Raw genomic sequence first — 14642 nt, 5'->3', positions numbered from 1 at the left:
TTGGAGGCCCGGAATGCAGCGTCGAGTAAAAGCTCTCGCCTGCGGCTCGCCTCTGGATTCCCGCGTTCGCGGGAATGACGGTATCGGACGTAAAGGGGCTCGTTCGGAAAGTGGTTGCCCATGAGCGTCAGTACAGCGTGGCTTTCTGCCGCGCCGGCAAGGCGCGGTCGTAGGCCTCGCCATCGAACGAGCCTTCACCCATGGCAGCGAGAATCTGGCCAGCGCTGGGCAAACCCGCAGGCAGGCTCGCAGGCTGCCACAGCTGCGAACGCGCGATGGCACGCGCGCACTGGAAATAGACGTTCTCAACGTGAATGCGCAGCACGCACTTGGGCAGCTTGCCCTGCATCGCACAGCGCTCCAGTAACTCGGGCGCCACGCTGATTTCGGCACGGCCGTTCACACGCAGCGTCTCGCCGAGGCCAGGAATCAGGAACAGCAGCGCACAGCGCGGGTCAGCGATCAGGTTGCGCAAGGTGTCGAGGCGGTTGTTGCCGCGTCGCTCCGGCAGCAGCAGGGTGCGCTCGTCGAGTACCTGAACGAAACCTGCCGGATCGCCACGCGGCGACACATCCAGCTCGGCACCGTTGCTCGTTGCCAGCGCCACGAAAGACGAAGCGGCAATGAGCTGCTGGTAAAGCGGATGCAGCCAGTCGATCTGCTTGCGCAGCGAGGCTTCGCCGGGCGTGTCGAACAGGGCGAGCAACTGCTCAAGGGTCTGGATACGGTGGGGATCGTCTGTCTGGTTCATCATCGCCGCCTCACGTGCTGTCGGACCAATAGCCATCATGCATTCTGTACCGTCGTTCCCGCGAAGGCGGGAACCCAGTGGCGTTCGTAAAGTCGCTGGATTCCCGCCTTCGCGGGAATGACGGCGACGTGCCCACACTGCGTCAGGCCGGGTAGTTCGCCGCAAACACCTGCCGCCCCGCCACCCAGGTGCCACTCACCGCCGCCTGCCCGCCAGGATGCGCCACACTGATCAGGTCGGCGCGCTTGCCCACCGCGATCTCACCGCGATCCGTGAGGCCGGCGGCGCGTGCCGGGCCAAGTGTTACCAGGCGTGCTGCATCGTGCAGGGCCAGGCCGTCGCGCTGCACGAGGCTGGCGACAGCGGCGAGCATGGTGGCCGGCGCATAGTCGGCACACAGGCAATCGCAGACACCGGCGGCAATCGCCTCGAAGGCGCGCATGTTGCCGCTCTGGCTGCCGCCACGCATCACGTTAGGGGCGCCGAGAATCGTTGCGAGGCCCGCCTCGTGTGCGGCGCGCGCCGTGTCGAGATTGATCGGGAATTCGCTCATCGTCGCCCCCAGCTCCTTCATGGTCGCGACACGCAGCGGATCATCGTCGTCATGGCTCGCCGTCGGCACGCCCAGCTCACGCGCCTTGGCCATAACCGCCAGCACACGCTCATCAGCCGTCTCACGCGCGCGGCGCTTCTCTTCGGCAATCTGCTCGGCCGCCTCGCGACTGCTGCCGTGGTTGCCCATCATGTAGGCCACATAGGTTTCGAGATGCTTGAACTGCCCCTGCCCCGGCGTGTGATCCATGATCGACAGCAGGTCCACGCCGCCCTCGTCGAGCAGCGTGAGGATGTAGGGCATGGCCGTGATGTCGGTGATCTCGTAGCGCACGTGGATGCGGTTATCGACCAGCTCGTTCGCCTTGAAGCGCTTGACCGCGCGCACCAGATCAGCCGCCGTATCGTTGTTGCGCACGCCCCACTCGGCATGCGCGAAAGACATCGCGTGGTACGGCGTGGTGATGCCTGCAGCGGCGTTGCGGCGGTCGATGTTCAGACACGCGAAGTCCTGCGGAAAAAGCACGCGCGAACGCGGCTCGGCTTCCTTCTCGATGGCATCGCAGTGCAGGTCGACCATGCCGGGCATCAGCCACTGGCCAGCGAGATTGATCTCGGTCGCGCCCGACACCTGTTCGGGATTGATGGCACGGATCAGGCCTTCGTCGACGAGCACGGCAGCGTCTTCGAGCACCTGATCGTCGAGCACGACGCGGGCGTGGGTCAGGTATTGCTTCATGGTTCGGGCCTCAGGCGGCAAGCGCGGTGACGGGTTGAATGGCGAGGCGGCGGGTGGCAACGGCATCGCGCACCTCGGCATCGTGGAAGATGCCGACGATGGCCGTGCCTGCCGCGCAGCGCTGGCGGATCAGGTCGATCACGACGGCACGGTTGATCGCATCCAGCGAGGCGGTCGGCTCGTCGAGCAGCATGATGGGGCGCGCCGCGATGAAGCCGCGCGCGATGTTGATGCGCTGCTGCTCGCCACCCGAGAACGTGGCCGGCGGCAGCTGCCACAGGCGCTCGGGCAGGTTGAGCTGCGCCAGCAGTGCCGCCGCCTTGTCGCGTGCCACGGACCTGTCTTCGCCCAACGCCAGCAGCGGCTCGGCGACGATATCGAGCGACGACACGCGCGGGATCACGCGCAGGAACTGGCTCACATAGCTGATCGTCGTGCGGCGCAGTTCGATGATCTGCTGCGGTGTGGCGCGCACGATGTCGCGCATCGCGCCCGTCGCGGCATCGCGCACCAGGATGCTGCCGCTTGCGGCGAGGTAGTTCGCATACAGGCAGCGCAACAGCGTGCTCTTGCCCGCGCCCGAGGGGCCATCGAGCACCACGCATTCGCCTGCAGCGACCTCGAAGGAGATCGCTTCGAGCACGGGGATGCGCACACCACCCTGGGTGTGCAGGGTGAAGGCCTTGGTGAGGGCGTCGACTTTGATCTGGGTTGTGTGGGTCATGTGCATGCTCACTCAAACACCGTCATTCCCGCGCAGGCGGGAATCCAGCGGCGTTTGAAAAGTCACTGGATTTCCGCCTTCGCGGGAATGACGATCAATAACGTTCACGCCGCCAGCACCGAAGAAACCAGCAACTGCGTGTAGGGATGCTGCGGGTCATCCAGCAGCTGATCGGTGAGGCCCGACTCGACGATGCGCCCGTCCTTCATCACGATCAGGCGATGCGCCAGCAGGCGCGCCACGGCCAGATCATGCGTGACGAGGATGACAGCAATGTGCAGCTCAGCCGCGAGGCCGCGCAGCAGGTCGAGGAAGCGCGCCTGCACGGACACGTCCAGCCCCGCCGTCGGCTCGTCCATGAACACCAGGCGCGGATGCGTCACGAGGTTGCGCGCAATCTGCAGGCGCTGCTGCATGCCGCCCGAGAACGAGGTCGGCGCATCGTCAAGCCGCGTCGCATCGATCTCGACACGCTGCAGCCAGTCCAGCGCCACCTCGCGGATGCTGCCGTAGTGACGGCTGCCGACCGCCATCAGGCGCTCGCCGATGTTGGCGCCGGCCGAGACACGCATGCGCAAGCCGTCGCGCGGGTTCTGCCGCACGAAGCCCCAGTCGGTGCGCCACAACTCGCGCAACGCTGCATCCGACAGCGTCGCCAGATCGGTGGCACCGCGATCTTTCAGGTCATAGATCACCTGCCCCGCATCGGGCCGCAGCTGGAAGGCCAGGGTGTTCAGAAGGGTCGACTTGCCCGAGCCGGATTCGCCGGCGATGCACAGCACTTCGCCGGGATAGAGGTCAAAGCTGACCTGCTCGCAGCCGATGCGGCGGCCGTAGTGCTTGGCGAGATTGCGGACTTGCAGGAGTGGATTCGTTGGCTTCATTGTGCACACCCAGAATCCTTGAACCACAGAAGCATAGAGGCACAGAGGAAAAACCGCGCCGTCATTCCCGCGAAGGCGGGAATCCAGCGTCGTGCGCGCACCAAAGTCACTGGATTCCCGCCTTCGCGGGAATGACGAAATTGTGGGGGCTTCACGGCTTCGGCTTTCTGTGTGCCTCTGTGCCTCTGTGGTAAATGCATTTTGATCACGACGCCATCTCCCCCTTGTGCCCCGCCGCCTGCCGCGTGCCGCAGTACTCGGTGTCGGAACAGACGAACATGCGCTCGCCCTTGTCGTCGAGAATGATCTCGTCGAGGTAGGCATCCGTCGCGCCGCACAGCGCGCAGGGCTGCTCCCAGCGCTCGATGGCAAACGGGTGATCGTCGAAGTCCAGCGAGCGCACATCGGTGTAAGGCGGCACAGCGTAGACGCGTTTCTCGCGGCCAGCGCCGAAAAGCTGCAGGGCGGGGTTGCGGTGCATTTTCGGGTTGTCGAACTTCGGGATCGGAGAGGGCCGCATCATGTAGTGACCGTTCACGATCACCGGGTAGTCGTAGGTGGTGGCGATGCGGCCGTGACGCACGATGTCTTCGTAGAGCTTGACGTGCATGGCGCCGTACTCGCGCAGCGCGTGCATGGTGCGCGTCTCCGTCTCGCGCGGCTCCAGCCAGCGCAAAGGCTCGGGGATGGGTACCTGGTAGACGAGGATCTGCCCTTCGGCCAAAGGCGTTTCGGGGATGCGGTGGCGCGTCTGGATCATCGTCGCCTCGCGCGTCTTCTCTGTCGTCGCGACACCCGTGACCTTGCGGAAGAAGTTGCGGATATTCACCGCATTGGTCGTGTCGTCCGCGCCCTGGTCGATGACCTTCAACACATCGCGCTGACCGATCACCGAGGCGGTCACCTGGATGCCGCCCGTTCCCCAGCCATAAGGCAAAGGCATCTCGCGGCTGCCGAAGGGCACCTGGTAGCCGGGGATGGCGACAGCCTTGAGCAGCGCGCGGCGGATCATGCGCTTGGTGTGCTCGTCGAGGTAGGCGAAGTTGTAGCCGGCTGCTTGCGACGCAGGCGTGGTGTTCCAGTCCTGATCGTTGCCGGGTGTCGTGACGTGCATCATTCTTCGTCTCCTTCGTAGGCCTCGGCCACGCCAGACCCCGGCGCCTCTCCGGCTGCCCTCACCCCATCCCCTCTCCCGCCGGGAGAGGGGCCACCGTAGCCCTCTCCCGGCGGGAGAGGGTGGCGCGTAGCGCCGGGTGAGGGCTGCTTGTTCTCCGCCCGGGAATCGTCAGTGCTCATCCACTCCGCACGCAACCGACGCAGCAGCTCCAGATTGGTCTGGAAGTCCACGTAGTGCGGCAGCTTCAAGTGCTGCACGAAGCCCGAGGCCTCGACGTTGTCGCTGTGATAGAGCACGAATTCCTCGTTGTTGGCCGGCATGTCAGTGCCTTCGCCGAACTCGCCGGCGCGCAATGCGCGATCTACCAATGCCATCGCCATCGTCTTGCGCTCGGCATGCCCGAAGGCCAGCCCGTAGCCGCGCGTGAACTGCGGCGCGGCAGTCGCCGAACCTTCGAAGTCATTGATGAGCTGGCACTCGGTCAGCTCGACTTCGCCAATCTCCACCGCAAAGCCCAGCTCTTCGACGAACACCTCCACCGGCACGGCGCCGAAACGGATCTCCGCAGCGAAGGGGTGTGTGGTCGAGTAGCCACGCTGCGTCGAGTAGCCCATGGCCAGCAAGAAGCCCTCGTCACCGCGTGCGAGGTTCTGCAGACGCGTGCTGCGATTGGTCGGGAACAGCAGGGGCTCACGCGTCAGATCGAAAGGTGCAGCGTCGCCCTCGGGAATGCGCGTCGCTTCGAGCAGGCCTTCGCTGGCCAGCAGGTCGGTGACGCGTGGTGCAGCGATGGGCGCCCCTTCGCTGTGCGACTCGGCAACCAGCGGGCCACTCTCGTCGAGCAGGCTGAAGTCCAGCAGGCGCTGCGTGTAGTCATAGGTCGGGCCGAGAATCTGTCCACCGGGCAGATCCTTGAAGGCCGAGGAGATGCGCCGCTCAATGCGCATGCGGCCGGTGTCGAGCGGCACGCTGTCCGCCAGACGCGGCAACGTGGTGCGATAGGCACGCAGCAGGAAAATGGCTTCGATGAGATCACCACTCGCCTGCTTGATGGCCAGCGCGGCGAGGTCTTCGTCGTACAGCGAGCCCTCGGTCATCACACGCGCCACGGCGAGACGCAGCTGCTGCTTGATCTGCGCGATGGAGAGTTCGGCCACACCCGCATCGCCACGCCGCGCGCGCGCCAGCAGCTCGTGTGATTGCTCGATGGCGCGTTCGCCACCTTTGACGGCTACGTACATGATCAGATCTCCACGATGCTCGTGCGCGGCAAACCCATGATGCGGTCGCCACAACTGAAGACGATGTCCACGCCCAGCGGAAAGCCTGCGCGATTCTGCTGCACAAAGGCAGTGGTCTGCGCCGTCCAGCCCGCCACGCTGATGCTGCGCGTGCTTTCGATACCCGGGCCACGCAGCGTGATCGGCCCGCCCTCGGCCAGCTCAGACACTTCGATCAGCAGGGTCGCCGAGCGATCCGGATAGGCCGGATCGCCCAGACGCAGCGTATCCAGATCGGGTAGCGCGGCCAGCCCGTCAAGCACCACGAAATGCGCGTCGCTCAGGCCAGCCGTCAGCGGGCAGCCACAGTGAAAGCGCAGGTAGTGCCCGGCCGCGCCGTCGCGCAAGGCAGGCGCCAGCCACACGGGGGTGTCGTAATCCGCCAGCGCCAGCAGCATCGCGGCGCGTGCGACCGACAGCCCGGCCGGCGGCGTGATGGCCGCAGGCATCACCCGCACGCGACCCGGCTGCGAAAGCGCATCGAGCACGCAGCGGAATGCCGCCTGCGCCTCGTGCACCGGCTCGGCGAAACCCGGCTGCATATGGGCGAGATCAAGTTCGGTCACAGTGTTCATCAGTCGGAACCTCGCACCAAGGTGAAGAAATCGACCTTACTGGCCGCCACCTCGGCGGCGCGCTGCGCATGGCGCGCACGCTCGGCGCTCGCGAGCACATCCAGCACCTCGCTGTTCACGTGTGCGGCCGAGTCGGGCCGCTGCAGCAGCGCATCGCACAGCGCAATGTATTCGGCATGCTGCGCGGCACGCCCGCGCACCGTGCCCACCCCTACCGTGCCATCCGCAAGGCGCAAGGTGCAACGCGTCAGCGTCGCCTCACCCAGGTTGAACTGCTCGCCATTGCCGCCAATGCGGGCACGCAGCATCACCATGCCGGTCTGCGGCTTGCGCAGCCAGGTGTGCGCGGGCAGCTCGCACACCGCTTGCAGGCGCTGCATGCGGGCGGCCAGGTCGGCCAGCGGTGCGCGCGCCAGCAGACCGAGCGCCTGCCTGCGCGGTGAATCGTTTTCAGTGGAAGCCGCCTGGGCGCTCATGACAGTCCTGTCGTCGACATTCGTTTAAACGTATAGACAACCTTGCCGCGACTGCGGCGTGTGTTGCCGTGAGCGCATTCTTGCGGACCTTCATGAAACTTTCGTGAAAGGCCTCTAATCTCTGAGCCCTTCACGCAACCCGCAGCACAACGGAAAGCCCATGACACTGGAAAGAGGCAACGGCGTCGCAGTCTGGCGCCAGATCGAGGCAGCCCTCGTCGACGACATCCGCCAGCAGCACTTCGCCCCCGGCGAGCGTCTACCCAACGAAAGCGAACTGGCCGAGCGATTCGGCGTGAACCGCCACACCGTGCGCCGCGCGCTGGGCGTGCTGGAGCGCGGCGGCCTGATCCGCGTCGAGCAAGGGCGCGGCACCTTCGTGCAGGACTACGCCATCGACTACACCATCGGCCGCCGCACCCGCTTCTCGCAGAACCTCGAGAACGTGGGCCTCGCCGCCAGCATGGAAATGCTGCGCACGAGCGAACTGCCCGCATCGAGCGAGATCGCCAAGGCACTGGGCCTCAAGCGCGGCGCGCGTATCGTGCAGGTGGTGACCGTGGGTCGTGCCGAAGGCCGGCCGATCAATGTTGCGAGCAGTCACTTCCCGGCCGCGCGCTTCGCCGGCATTGCCGAGCGCGTGCGCGAAACCGGCTCGATCACGCAAGCCTTGCGCGAGTTCGGTATAGACGACTACACGCGCGGCACGACCCGCGTCACCGCGCGCCTGCCAGACGAAGAAACGGCACGCCTGCTCTCGCAACCGAAAACACGCCCGGTGCTGCAGGTCGAATCCATCAACCTCGATGCCGATGGTGAACCCATGCAGTACTCGGTAGCCAACTTCTCGGGTGACTGGGTGCAGCTGGTGTTTGATCCGGGCGCGCTGCTCTGACGGTGCATTTTCCCGAATCAGCAAACCACCTGCATGTCGTCATTCCCGCGAAGGCGGGAATCCAGCGTCGTTCGGCCGCCTCCCACAGCCCCTGAATTGCCGCCTCCGCGCACCGCTGCTCGTGGAAGATTTCGGCCTTGATTCTGGCCCTCACCCCAACCCCTCTCCCGTCGGGAGAGGGGCTCATCAACCCTCACCATTAGGGAGAGGGTGGCGCGAAGCGCCGGGTGAGGGCCGCTGCCATGAAGTTCGAAAAGATCAACAGTGATCGAGTCGTCTACACGAATCTGTAAACTGGCCGAGCTAGGCTGCCAGCACTTTCACCACGGGCAAACCCATGTCGACCATTGAGAATCTCGCACTGCGCGGGGGCCAGACGCTGCGCCCCGACCACAGCTGGGACGATGCCCCCCTGCATGTGGCCGCCGGCCTCATCAGCGATGCCGCCACCGCCGGCCCCTGGCTCGACACCAGTGACTGCCTGGTGCTGCCCGGCATCGTCGACTTTCACGGCGACGCCTTCGAGCGCCAGATCATGCCGCGCCCCAAGGTCAGCTTTCCGCTCGACGTAGCCTTGCTCGACACCGACCGCCAGCTCGCTGCCAACGGCATCACCACGGCCCTGCACGGCATCACGCATTCGTGGGAAGGCGGCCTGCGCGGGCGCGACACCGCCGAGGGCCTGTTCGCCGCCTTCGACACCTTGCGGCCCCGCCTGCAGGTCGACCACCGCGTCCACCTGCGCTTCGAGTGCCACAACGTCGAGGGCGAAGACGATGCCCAGCGCTGGCTGCAGTCGGGCCGCGTGAGCCTCTTGGCCTTCAACGAACACATCGACGCCATGCGCAAGCGCACCCACAAGCTGCAGGAGTACGCTGACCGCGCTGCCACCGACATCGCCGGCTTCCAGGCACGCATGGAGGCAGCCGCTGCGCGCAGCAACGAAGTGCCCGGCGTCATCGACCGACTCGCGCAGAAGGCACGCGCGCTGAACATACCGATGGCCTCGCACGACGACCACAGCATCGCCATGCGCGATGCCTTCCAGCAACGCGGCTGCCACATCTCCGAATTCCCGCTCACGCGCGAAGTCGCCGAGCATGCGCGGGCAAACCACTCGCCCGTCGTCTGCGGCGCGCCCAACGTGCTGCGCGGCGGCAGCCACATCGGCGCGCCCAGTGCCGCCACGCTGGCTGCCGAAGGCCTTTGCAGCATCCTCGCCTCCGACTACTACTACCCTGCCCCGCTGCACGCCGCCTTCAAGCTCGCCGCGCAGGGCCTGCTGCCGTTCGCGCAAGCCTGGGCACTTGTCTCACACAACCCGGCGCAGGCGCTGGCCCTGCGTGATCGTGGGCACATCGCCACAGGCCAGCGCGCCGACCTGCTGGTGGTCGACGCGCTCGACGCCACCCTGCCACGCCTTGTCGCCACCCTTGCCGCCGGGCGCATCGTCTATCTCGCTGAAGGAGCGCGCCTGCATGGCTGAACTCTCGTTCGACCTGGCCGCAGCACGCTTCGCCCTCTACTTCGCCCCCACCGCCGGCAGCGCGCACGACCGCTTCGGCACGCACTGGCTGGGGCGCGACGCCCGCACGGGCGAACGCCCTGCGCAACCCGCCGTCGCCGGCTTCACGCCCGAGCGCCTCGCTGCCCTCACCAGCGCGCCGCGCCTCTACGGCCTGCACGCCACGCTCAAGCCGCCGATGTACCTCGCCGAGGGAAGCAACCCGGCGCAACTCGAAGCCGCTGTCGCCACCATCGCCGCCGCGCACGCGCCCTTCCACTTCAACGTCGAGCTTGCGCCGCTGCACGGCTTCCTCGCCTGGGTCGCCAGCGATGCGCAAGAGCAGATCCGCGCCGTCGCCGACCAATGCGTGCGCGAGCTCGACCCCTTCCGCCGCCCGCCAGACGCCGCCGAGCTCGCGCGCCGCAGTGCCCACGGCCTGAGCCCGCGTGAGAGCGAGCTGCTGCTGCGCTGGGGCTACCCGCACGTGTTCGACCAGTTCCGCTTCCACATCACGCTCAGCGACCGCATTGACGACGCTGACGAATCGGCACGCCTGCTCGCCGCCCTGCGCGAGCACAGCGCCGCACTCGCCGACGAAGCCCTCGTCTTCGACGCGCTGGACATCTTCGTGCAGCCATCGAAGGGCGCCGAGCTCGTCCACTGGCGCCGCTTCCCGCTCGGCGCACCAGCATGAGCGGCAAGCTCATCTGCGTGGTCGGTGCCTCCGGCGTCGGCAAGGACAGCCTGCTCGCCGGCCTGCGCAGCGCGCTCACGCCAGACGACCGCATCGTCATCGCCCATCGCTACATCACCCGAGCGGCCGACGCCGGCGGCGAGAACCACATCGCGCTCAGCGAAGCCGAATTCCAGCTACGCCGCAACGCCGGCTGCTTCGCCCTGCACTGGCAGAGCCACGGCCTCCTGTACGGCATCGGCCGCGAGATCGAGCTATGGCTTGCCAGCGGCCTCAGCGTCGTCCTCAACGGCTCGCGAGGCCACCTGCCGAGCCTGCGCGAGTGCTACCCGCAGGCCCTCGTGGTCGAGATTACCGCCAGCGAATGGGTGCTGCGCGAACGCCTGCAGTCACGCGGTCGCGAGGACGCCGCAGCACTCGACGCCCGCCTCGCCCGCCACCGCGAACTGCCCCCCAGCGATGCCGACCTGCGCATTGCCAACGAGGGGCCGCTGGCCGACACCGTCGACCACCTGCTGGGCTGGGTACGTCACACCGCTGACATGTGAGCGTCAAGGCAGCGTCACAGATCGTCTATACCTTTACACGTCTCTGCCTGCCCACCACCCGGAGACACACCATGACCCTGCAACGCTTCTTTCCCGCTCTCGCTCGCTAGCAACGCAAGCGACGCCGGGCGCGCAAAGAATCGGCGGATTGAACTGGTTGAACAGTAATCCCGACCGTCAATGGAAAGTCAGTCGCTGGTACCTGGGCCAAGCAGTGAATCAGTCAGGGGCTGACGCCAGCGGTGGGCGCGGCACGAATCCGCTGATCAGCCCTTGATCGTCGAAGGCAACCTGGCAGGCGCTGCCCAGTTGCGCCTTGAGGCGGCTGCGTGCCCGTTGCACGCGCGACTTGGCGGCGGGCAGGCTGATGCCCTGCTGGCGGGCGAACTCGGCCTGGCTCATGCCCTCCAGGTCGCAGCGCACGAGTGCCTCGCGGTCCTGCGGGGCCAGTTCATTCAGCACCCGCGGCAGGCAGCTGGCGAGGCTGTCGACGGTGGCGATCTCTTCGATCTCGGCTGGCAGATCATCAGGCAGCGGCAAGCTGGCGCGCTCGCGGCGGAAGTGATCGCTGAGCGCATTGCGCGTCACCTCGAACAGCCAGGCACGCGCATTGGCAATCTCGCAGAATTGGCTGCCCTGGCGCATGGCCTTGAGGAACACATCCTGCAGCAGATCTTCGGCCAGCGCTGCGTCGTGGCCGTGATGCAGCAGCCAGCCACGCAGCTCGCGTTCGTGGGCGTGCCAGGCATTCATCAGACAGCTCATCTCACCCCCGGAACGATGAACAGAACCGGGCCAGTATGCATGGGCCTGATGCACTGCTACGCCACTTTGCGCAAACACCCGACAGATCGCCCCTTGCCCGAAGCGTTGCGCCAGCAAGGCAAAGGTCAGAACCAGCTCTCAACCTTGGCGCGCGCCGGCACACCGCCGGCATGCACCACGACATCATCAATGACCACGCCCGGCGTGCTCATGATGCCGTAGCGCATGATGTCCTCGATCTTCTCGACTTTCTCGAGCCTGATCTCGGCGCCATGAGTCGCCGCGACTTCCTCGATCAGCGCGGTCGTGTTTTTGCAATTGGCACAGCCCGTGCCGAGTACCTTGACGTTCTTCATGGTGTTTCTCCTAGAGCACTGCATTGAGGACGTAGCCGACGAGCAGGATGCCGCTCGCGACAACGCCGATGAAGGTTGCGATCAGGCGCAGCTTGAGCACCTTGCGCAGGATGATCATCTCGGGCAGCGACAGCGCGATCACGCTCATCATGAACGCCAGCACCGTGCCCAGCGCCGCGCCCTTGGCCAGCAGCGCCTGCACGATGGGGATGACGCCTGCCGCGTTGGTGTACATCGGAATACCGATGATCACGGCCAGCGGCACCGACCACCAGGCGTCCTTGCCCATGAACGAAGCCATGAAGTCGGCCGGCACATAGCCGTGGATGAGCGCACCGATTGCGATGCCGCCGAGGATCCAGGGCCACACCCGGCCGACGATCTCGCGCACCGAGGCAAAGCCGGCCTCGATACGCTCGCCCAGCGTCAGCGGTGCATCATCCACACTGGCCGATACCTTCGGCATGTTGCGCACCCAGTCCTCCAGGTGGGCCTCCATTTTCAGGCGACCGATGATCCAGCCCGACACGATGGCAACCAGCAGGCCAAGGCCGAGGTAGAGGCATGCCACCTGCCAGCCGAACATGCCGAACAGCAGGGTGAGCGCCACTTCGTTGACCATGGGCGCCGAGATCAGGAACGAGAAGGTCACGCCCAGCGGCACACCGGCCTGCACGAAGCCGATGAACAGCGGCACGGCCGAGCACGAGCAGAATGGCGTGACGATGCCAAGGCTGGCGGCCATCACATTGGCTACGCCTTCACTGCGCCCGGCCAGCAAGGCGCGCGTGCGCTCGGGCGTGAAGTACGAATTGATCATGCCCATCACGAACACGATGCCGGTGAGCAGCATCAGCACCTTGGGCGTGTCGTAGAGGAAGAACTCGACTGCCCCGGCGAGATGGCTGCCTGGCGCAAGTGGCAGCGTGGCCACCAGCGCTGCGGCAATCGGCTGCAGCGGCCAATAGAGGGCAAACCAGCCCAACGTGGCCAGCGCGAGAAACGCGACGGGCTGACGCCGGGGCCACTGACGGAGGAGAAGGAGTGTTGCGCTCATGCCCGGTAGACGCGGGCCCCTGCAAAAGGATGCAGGCAGGCGCGCAAATTCTCAGGGCTGGTCGACGTACTTCGCGAGAAAGCGCCGCATGTCGCGCAGGTCGTCCATGTGCTCCACCAGCGTGGCGTGGTCCCAGTCCCACCATGCGGTCTGCTCTACCGCCTCGGCTATGGCGCGTGCAAAGCGTGGGCGGATGGGTTTGGCGGGGTTGCCGGCGACGATGGTGTAGGCAGGAACGTCGCGCGTGACGATGCTTCCGCTGCCAACCACGGCGCCATTGCCGATGCGCACACCGGGCATGATGACGGAGCCGTGGCCGATCCAGGTGTCGTGGCCGATGGTGACGCGCTGCAGGCGGCGCCAGTGGAAGAGCTCGGCATCGTCTTCGCCAATACCGTACATGCTGGCGCGGTAGAGGATGTGGTGCTGGCATGGGCGCTCGGTGGGGTGTGCTGTCGGGCCGATGCGCACCATGGAGGCGATGTTGGCGAACTTGCCGATGTCGGCGGCCATCACGTCGCCGTGGTGGCCGATGTAGCTGTAGTCGCCAAAGCTGCTGTGCTCGATGCGGCAGGAGGCGCCGATCTCGGTATAGCGGCCGAAGTGACTGTCGCGGATGATGGCGTCGGGCGCGATGCTGGGCGCTTCGCTGAGGCGCACTGGCGGCGGCAGGTTGTGGGCGGCGACGTAGGTATTCATTCAGGTGCTCATTCAGCGAGCGCTTCGGCGCGAGTGTCGATGTGGAAGCTGTAGCCATGACGCGCGAAGCCCATGCCGTCGTAGAAACGGTGCGCGTCGAGGCGGCGCAGGTTGCTGGAGAGGGCGAGCTTGTAGGCCCCGCGCTGCGCAGCGATCTGCATGGCGGCGCGGATCATCTCGCGGCCCAGGCCAATGCCGCGAAACGCGGGGCGGATGACGACGGCTTCGATGATGGCTTCGCTGGCAAGGTCGTGCGCGAAGACGGGGAAGACGATCATGCTGAGGCTGCCGATCACTTCGCCATCGCGCTCGGCGAAGTAGCACTGGTAGTCGGGGTAGCGATGAATGGCGCGCCAGGTGGCCTGCAGGCGTTCGAGCGGCAGGGGTGGCGTGCCATCAAGTTCGGCGAGCAGTGTGCCGAGCAGGGGCAACTCGTCTTCGCGCACGGGGCGCAAGCTGAGTGCTTGCGTCGATGGCTGCGTCATGCGGCGTTTGCCATCTCGCGCGCGTGGCGCAGGAAGTGGGCGAGCGGCGGCGTGGGCAGGCCGGGAACCTTGGCGAGATCATCATAGCGGCGCAGACGCATGGCCTCCTGTGCAAAGGACAGTGCGGCAAAGGCTGTGGCTTCGGCCGTGTTGTAGATGCCGCCCTGCAGGGCCAGCGTGTGCTGCGAGGCGGGCGACAGGCTGGCGTGGTATGCCGGGTCAACAGCGCATAGGTAGCGCTTGGCCGCGACATGCAGGCGAATGGGCTCGATGACGGCCTCGCCCAGCCAGTCGATGAAGGGGCCGGGGATGTCCTGGTGGCGCCGGTCTTCGCTCATGCTCTCCTGGATCAGCAGGTGGCCGAGGTCGTGCAGCAGCGCGGCGAGGATGAGGCTGGGCGGCTCACCCGCCTGCTCGGCGAGCTGCGCACACTGCAGGGCGTGTTCGAGTTGCGAGACGGCCTCGTCGCCGTACCAGGTGGCGCCCTGGCGTTCGAACACGGCCTGGATGTCTTCAATGGTGAGTCGTTGGTTCATGG

At 66.2% G+C, this 14642-nt stretch carries 18 protein-coding genes; 4 read left to right on the top strand and 14 right to left on the bottom strand.

Annotated elements, in window-relative coordinates:
• Window positions 1-127: 127 nt before the first annotated feature.
• The 8 genes from ABEA02_RS00290 to phnG all read right to left on the bottom strand — a co-directional run bounded on the left by ABEA02_RS00290 (window position 128) and on the right by phnG (window position 7098).
• Window positions 128-790, bottom strand: a complete 663-nt coding sequence (locus ABEA02_RS00290; protein ID WP_345530817.1) for a pyridoxamine 5'-phosphate oxidase family protein — start codon at window positions 788-790, stop codon at window positions 128-130.
• Between the two features lie 103 nt (window positions 791-893).
• Window positions 894-2042: an alpha-D-ribose 1-methylphosphonate 5-triphosphate diphosphatase gene (locus tag ABEA02_RS00285; protein WP_345530816.1), complete on the bottom strand. Its 1149-nt coding sequence runs from the start codon at window positions 2040-2042 to the stop codon at window positions 894-896.
• 10 nt (window positions 2043-2052) lie between these two features.
• Window positions 2053-2766 carry a phosphonate C-P lyase system protein PhnL gene (gene phnL, locus ABEA02_RS00280; RefSeq protein WP_345530815.1) on the bottom strand — a complete coding sequence of 238 codons (714 nt, stop codon included), beginning with the start codon at window positions 2764-2766 and terminating at the stop codon, window positions 2053-2055.
• A 104-nt stretch (window positions 2767-2870) separates the two neighbouring features.
• Window positions 2871-3650, bottom strand: a complete 780-nt coding sequence (gene phnK / locus ABEA02_RS00275) for a phosphonate C-P lyase system protein PhnK (RefSeq protein WP_345530814.1) — start codon at window positions 3648-3650, stop codon at window positions 2871-2873.
• A 205-nt stretch (window positions 3651-3855) separates the two neighbouring features.
• Window positions 3856-4767, bottom strand: a complete 912-nt coding sequence (locus ABEA02_RS00270; RefSeq protein WP_345530813.1) for an alpha-D-ribose 1-methylphosphonate 5-phosphate C-P-lyase PhnJ — start codon at window positions 4765-4767, stop codon at window positions 3856-3858.
• Entirely contained in the window at window positions 4764-6008 is a 1245-nt protein-coding gene (locus ABEA02_RS00265) for a carbon-phosphorus lyase complex subunit (RefSeq protein WP_345530812.1), read from the bottom strand. The genes ABEA02_RS00270 and ABEA02_RS00265 overlap by 4 nt, the downstream gene beginning before the upstream one ends.
• A 2-nt stretch (window positions 6009-6010) precedes the next feature.
• On the bottom strand, window positions 6011-6622 hold the full coding sequence (gene phnH, locus ABEA02_RS00260; protein ID WP_345530811.1) for a phosphonate C-P lyase system protein PhnH: 612 nt from the start codon (window positions 6620-6622) through the stop codon (window positions 6011-6013).
• Window positions 6622-7098: a phosphonate C-P lyase system protein PhnG gene (gene phnG, locus ABEA02_RS00255; protein ID WP_345530810.1), complete on the bottom strand. Its 477-nt coding sequence runs from the start codon at window positions 7096-7098 to the stop codon at window positions 6622-6624. The genes phnH and phnG overlap by 1 nt, the downstream gene beginning before the upstream one ends.
• Before the next feature lie 160 nt (window positions 7099-7258).
• Here phnG and phnF point away from each other — a divergent pair, with 160 nt between their 5' ends.
• From phnF to phnN, 4 genes are all read left to right on the top strand, one after another.
• Window positions 7259-7993: a phosphonate metabolism transcriptional regulator PhnF gene (gene phnF, locus ABEA02_RS00250; RefSeq protein ID WP_345530809.1), complete on the top strand. Its 735-nt coding sequence runs from the start codon at window positions 7259-7261 to the stop codon at window positions 7991-7993.
• Window positions 7994-8330: 337 nt separating this feature from the next.
• Window positions 8331-9479, top strand: coding sequence for an alpha-D-ribose 1-methylphosphonate 5-triphosphate diphosphatase (locus ABEA02_RS00245; RefSeq protein ID WP_345530808.1), 1149 nt, complete (start codon window positions 8331-8333; stop codon window positions 9477-9479).
• The gene (locus tag ABEA02_RS00240) at window positions 9472-10194 is read left to right on the top strand and encodes a DUF1045 domain-containing protein (RefSeq protein ID WP_345530807.1); all 723 of its coding nucleotides are present in this window, start codon (window positions 9472-9474) and stop codon (window positions 10192-10194) included. The genes ABEA02_RS00245 and ABEA02_RS00240 overlap by 8 nt, the downstream gene beginning before the upstream one ends.
• The gene (gene phnN, locus ABEA02_RS00235) at window positions 10191-10742 is read left to right on the top strand and encodes a phosphonate metabolism protein/1,5-bisphosphokinase (PRPP-forming) PhnN (protein ID WP_345530806.1); all 552 of its coding nucleotides are present in this window, start codon (window positions 10191-10193) and stop codon (window positions 10740-10742) included. The genes ABEA02_RS00240 and phnN overlap by 4 nt, the downstream gene beginning before the upstream one ends.
• Before the next feature lie 219 nt (window positions 10743-10961).
• Here the strand turns inward: phnN and ABEA02_RS00230 are convergent, their stop codons facing one another.
• From ABEA02_RS00230 to ABEA02_RS00205, 6 genes are all read right to left on the bottom strand, one after another.
• Complete coding sequence (locus tag ABEA02_RS00230) at window positions 10962-11495, bottom strand: sigma-70 family RNA polymerase sigma factor (RefSeq protein WP_345530805.1); 534 nt, start codon at window positions 11493-11495, stop codon at window positions 10962-10964.
• A gap of 137 nt (window positions 11496-11632) precedes the next feature.
• Window positions 11633-11863 carry a thioredoxin family protein gene (locus ABEA02_RS00225; RefSeq protein ID WP_345530804.1) on the bottom strand — a complete coding sequence of 77 codons (231 nt, stop codon included), beginning with the start codon at window positions 11861-11863 and terminating at the stop codon, window positions 11633-11635.
• A 10-nt stretch (window positions 11864-11873) separates the two neighbouring features.
• Entirely contained in the window at window positions 11874-12920 is a 1047-nt protein-coding gene (locus tag ABEA02_RS00220) for a permease (RefSeq protein ID WP_345530803.1), read from the bottom strand.
• 51 nt (window positions 12921-12971) lie between these two features.
• On the bottom strand, window positions 12972-13619 hold the full coding sequence (locus tag ABEA02_RS00215) for a DapH/DapD/GlmU-related protein (protein WP_345530802.1): 648 nt from the start codon (window positions 13617-13619) through the stop codon (window positions 12972-12974).
• Window positions 13620-13627: 8 nt separating this feature from the next.
• Window positions 13628-14104, bottom strand: a complete 477-nt coding sequence (locus tag ABEA02_RS00210) for a GNAT family N-acetyltransferase (protein ID WP_345530801.1) — start codon at window positions 14102-14104, stop codon at window positions 13628-13630.
• Window positions 14101-14640, bottom strand: coding sequence for an HD domain-containing protein (locus ABEA02_RS00205; RefSeq protein ID WP_345530800.1), 540 nt, complete (start codon window positions 14638-14640; stop codon window positions 14101-14103). Before ABEA02_RS00205 ends, ABEA02_RS00210 begins: the two co-directional genes overlap by 4 nt.
• Window positions 14641-14642: the final 2 nt, after the last annotated feature.

Origin of the sequence: Viridibacterium curvum (assembly GCF_039544165.1) — a bacterium.
GTDB classification, from domain to species: Bacteria; Pseudomonadota; Gammaproteobacteria; order Burkholderiales; family Rhodocyclaceae; genus Viridibacterium; species Viridibacterium curvum.
Note: the sequence above shows the minus strand (reverse complement) of the source record. Positions and strands in the feature narration are given on the sequence as shown.

Bases quoted from the DNA above. Each gene is read 5' to 3' on its own strand.
- ABEA02_RS00290 (WP_345530817.1), bottom strand. From the start codon at position 790: ATGATGGCTATTGGTCCGACAGCACGTGAGGCGGCGATGATGAACCAG.
- ABEA02_RS00285 (WP_345530816.1), bottom strand. From the start codon at position 2,042: ATGAAGCAATACCTGACCCACGCCCGCGTCGTGCTCGACGATCAGGTG.
- phnL (WP_345530815.1), bottom strand. From the start codon at position 2,766: ATGACCCACACAACCCAGATCAAAGTCGACGCCCTCACCAAGGCCTTC.
- phnK (WP_345530814.1), bottom strand. From the start codon at position 3,650: ATGAAGCCAACGAATCCACTCCTGCAAGTCCGCAATCTCGCCAAGCAC.
- ABEA02_RS00270 (WP_345530813.1), bottom strand. From the start codon at position 4,767: ATGATGCACGTCACGACACCCGGCAACGATCAGGACTGGAACACCACG.
- ABEA02_RS00265 (WP_345530812.1), bottom strand. From the start codon at position 6,008: ATGTACGTAGCCGTCAAAGGTGGCGAACGCGCCATCGAGCAATCACAC.
- phnH (WP_345530811.1), bottom strand. From the start codon at position 6,622: ATGAACACTGTGACCGAACTTGATCTCGCCCATATGCAGCCGGGTTTC.
- phnG (WP_345530810.1), bottom strand. From the start codon at position 7,098: ATGAGCGCCCAGGCGGCTTCCACTGAAAACGATTCACCGCGCAGGCAG.
- phnF (WP_345530809.1), top strand. From the start codon at position 7,259: ATGACACTGGAAAGAGGCAACGGCGTCGCAGTCTGGCGCCAGATCGAG.
- ABEA02_RS00245 (WP_345530808.1), top strand. From the start codon at position 8,331: ATGTCGACCATTGAGAATCTCGCACTGCGCGGGGGCCAGACGCTGCGC.
- ABEA02_RS00240 (WP_345530807.1), top strand. From the start codon at position 9,472: ATGGCTGAACTCTCGTTCGACCTGGCCGCAGCACGCTTCGCCCTCTAC.
- phnN (WP_345530806.1), top strand. From the start codon at position 10,191: ATGAGCGGCAAGCTCATCTGCGTGGTCGGTGCCTCCGGCGTCGGCAAG.
- ABEA02_RS00230 (WP_345530805.1), bottom strand. From the start codon at position 11,495: ATGAATGCCTGGCACGCCCACGAACGCGAGCTGCGTGGCTGGCTGCTG.
- ABEA02_RS00225 (WP_345530804.1), bottom strand. From the start codon at position 11,863: ATGAAGAACGTCAAGGTACTCGGCACGGGCTGTGCCAATTGCAAAAAC.
- ABEA02_RS00220 (WP_345530803.1), bottom strand. From the start codon at position 12,920: ATGAGCGCAACACTCCTTCTCCTCCGTCAGTGGCCCCGGCGTCAGCCC.
- ABEA02_RS00215 (WP_345530802.1), bottom strand. From the start codon at position 13,619: ATGAATACCTACGTCGCCGCCCACAACCTGCCGCCGCCAGTGCGCCTC.
- ABEA02_RS00210 (WP_345530801.1), bottom strand. From the start codon at position 14,104: ATGACGCAGCCATCGACGCAAGCACTCAGCTTGCGCCCCGTGCGCGAA.
- ABEA02_RS00205 (WP_345530800.1), bottom strand. From the start codon at position 14,640: ATGAACCAACGACTCACCATTGAAGACATCCAGGCCGTGTTCGAACGC.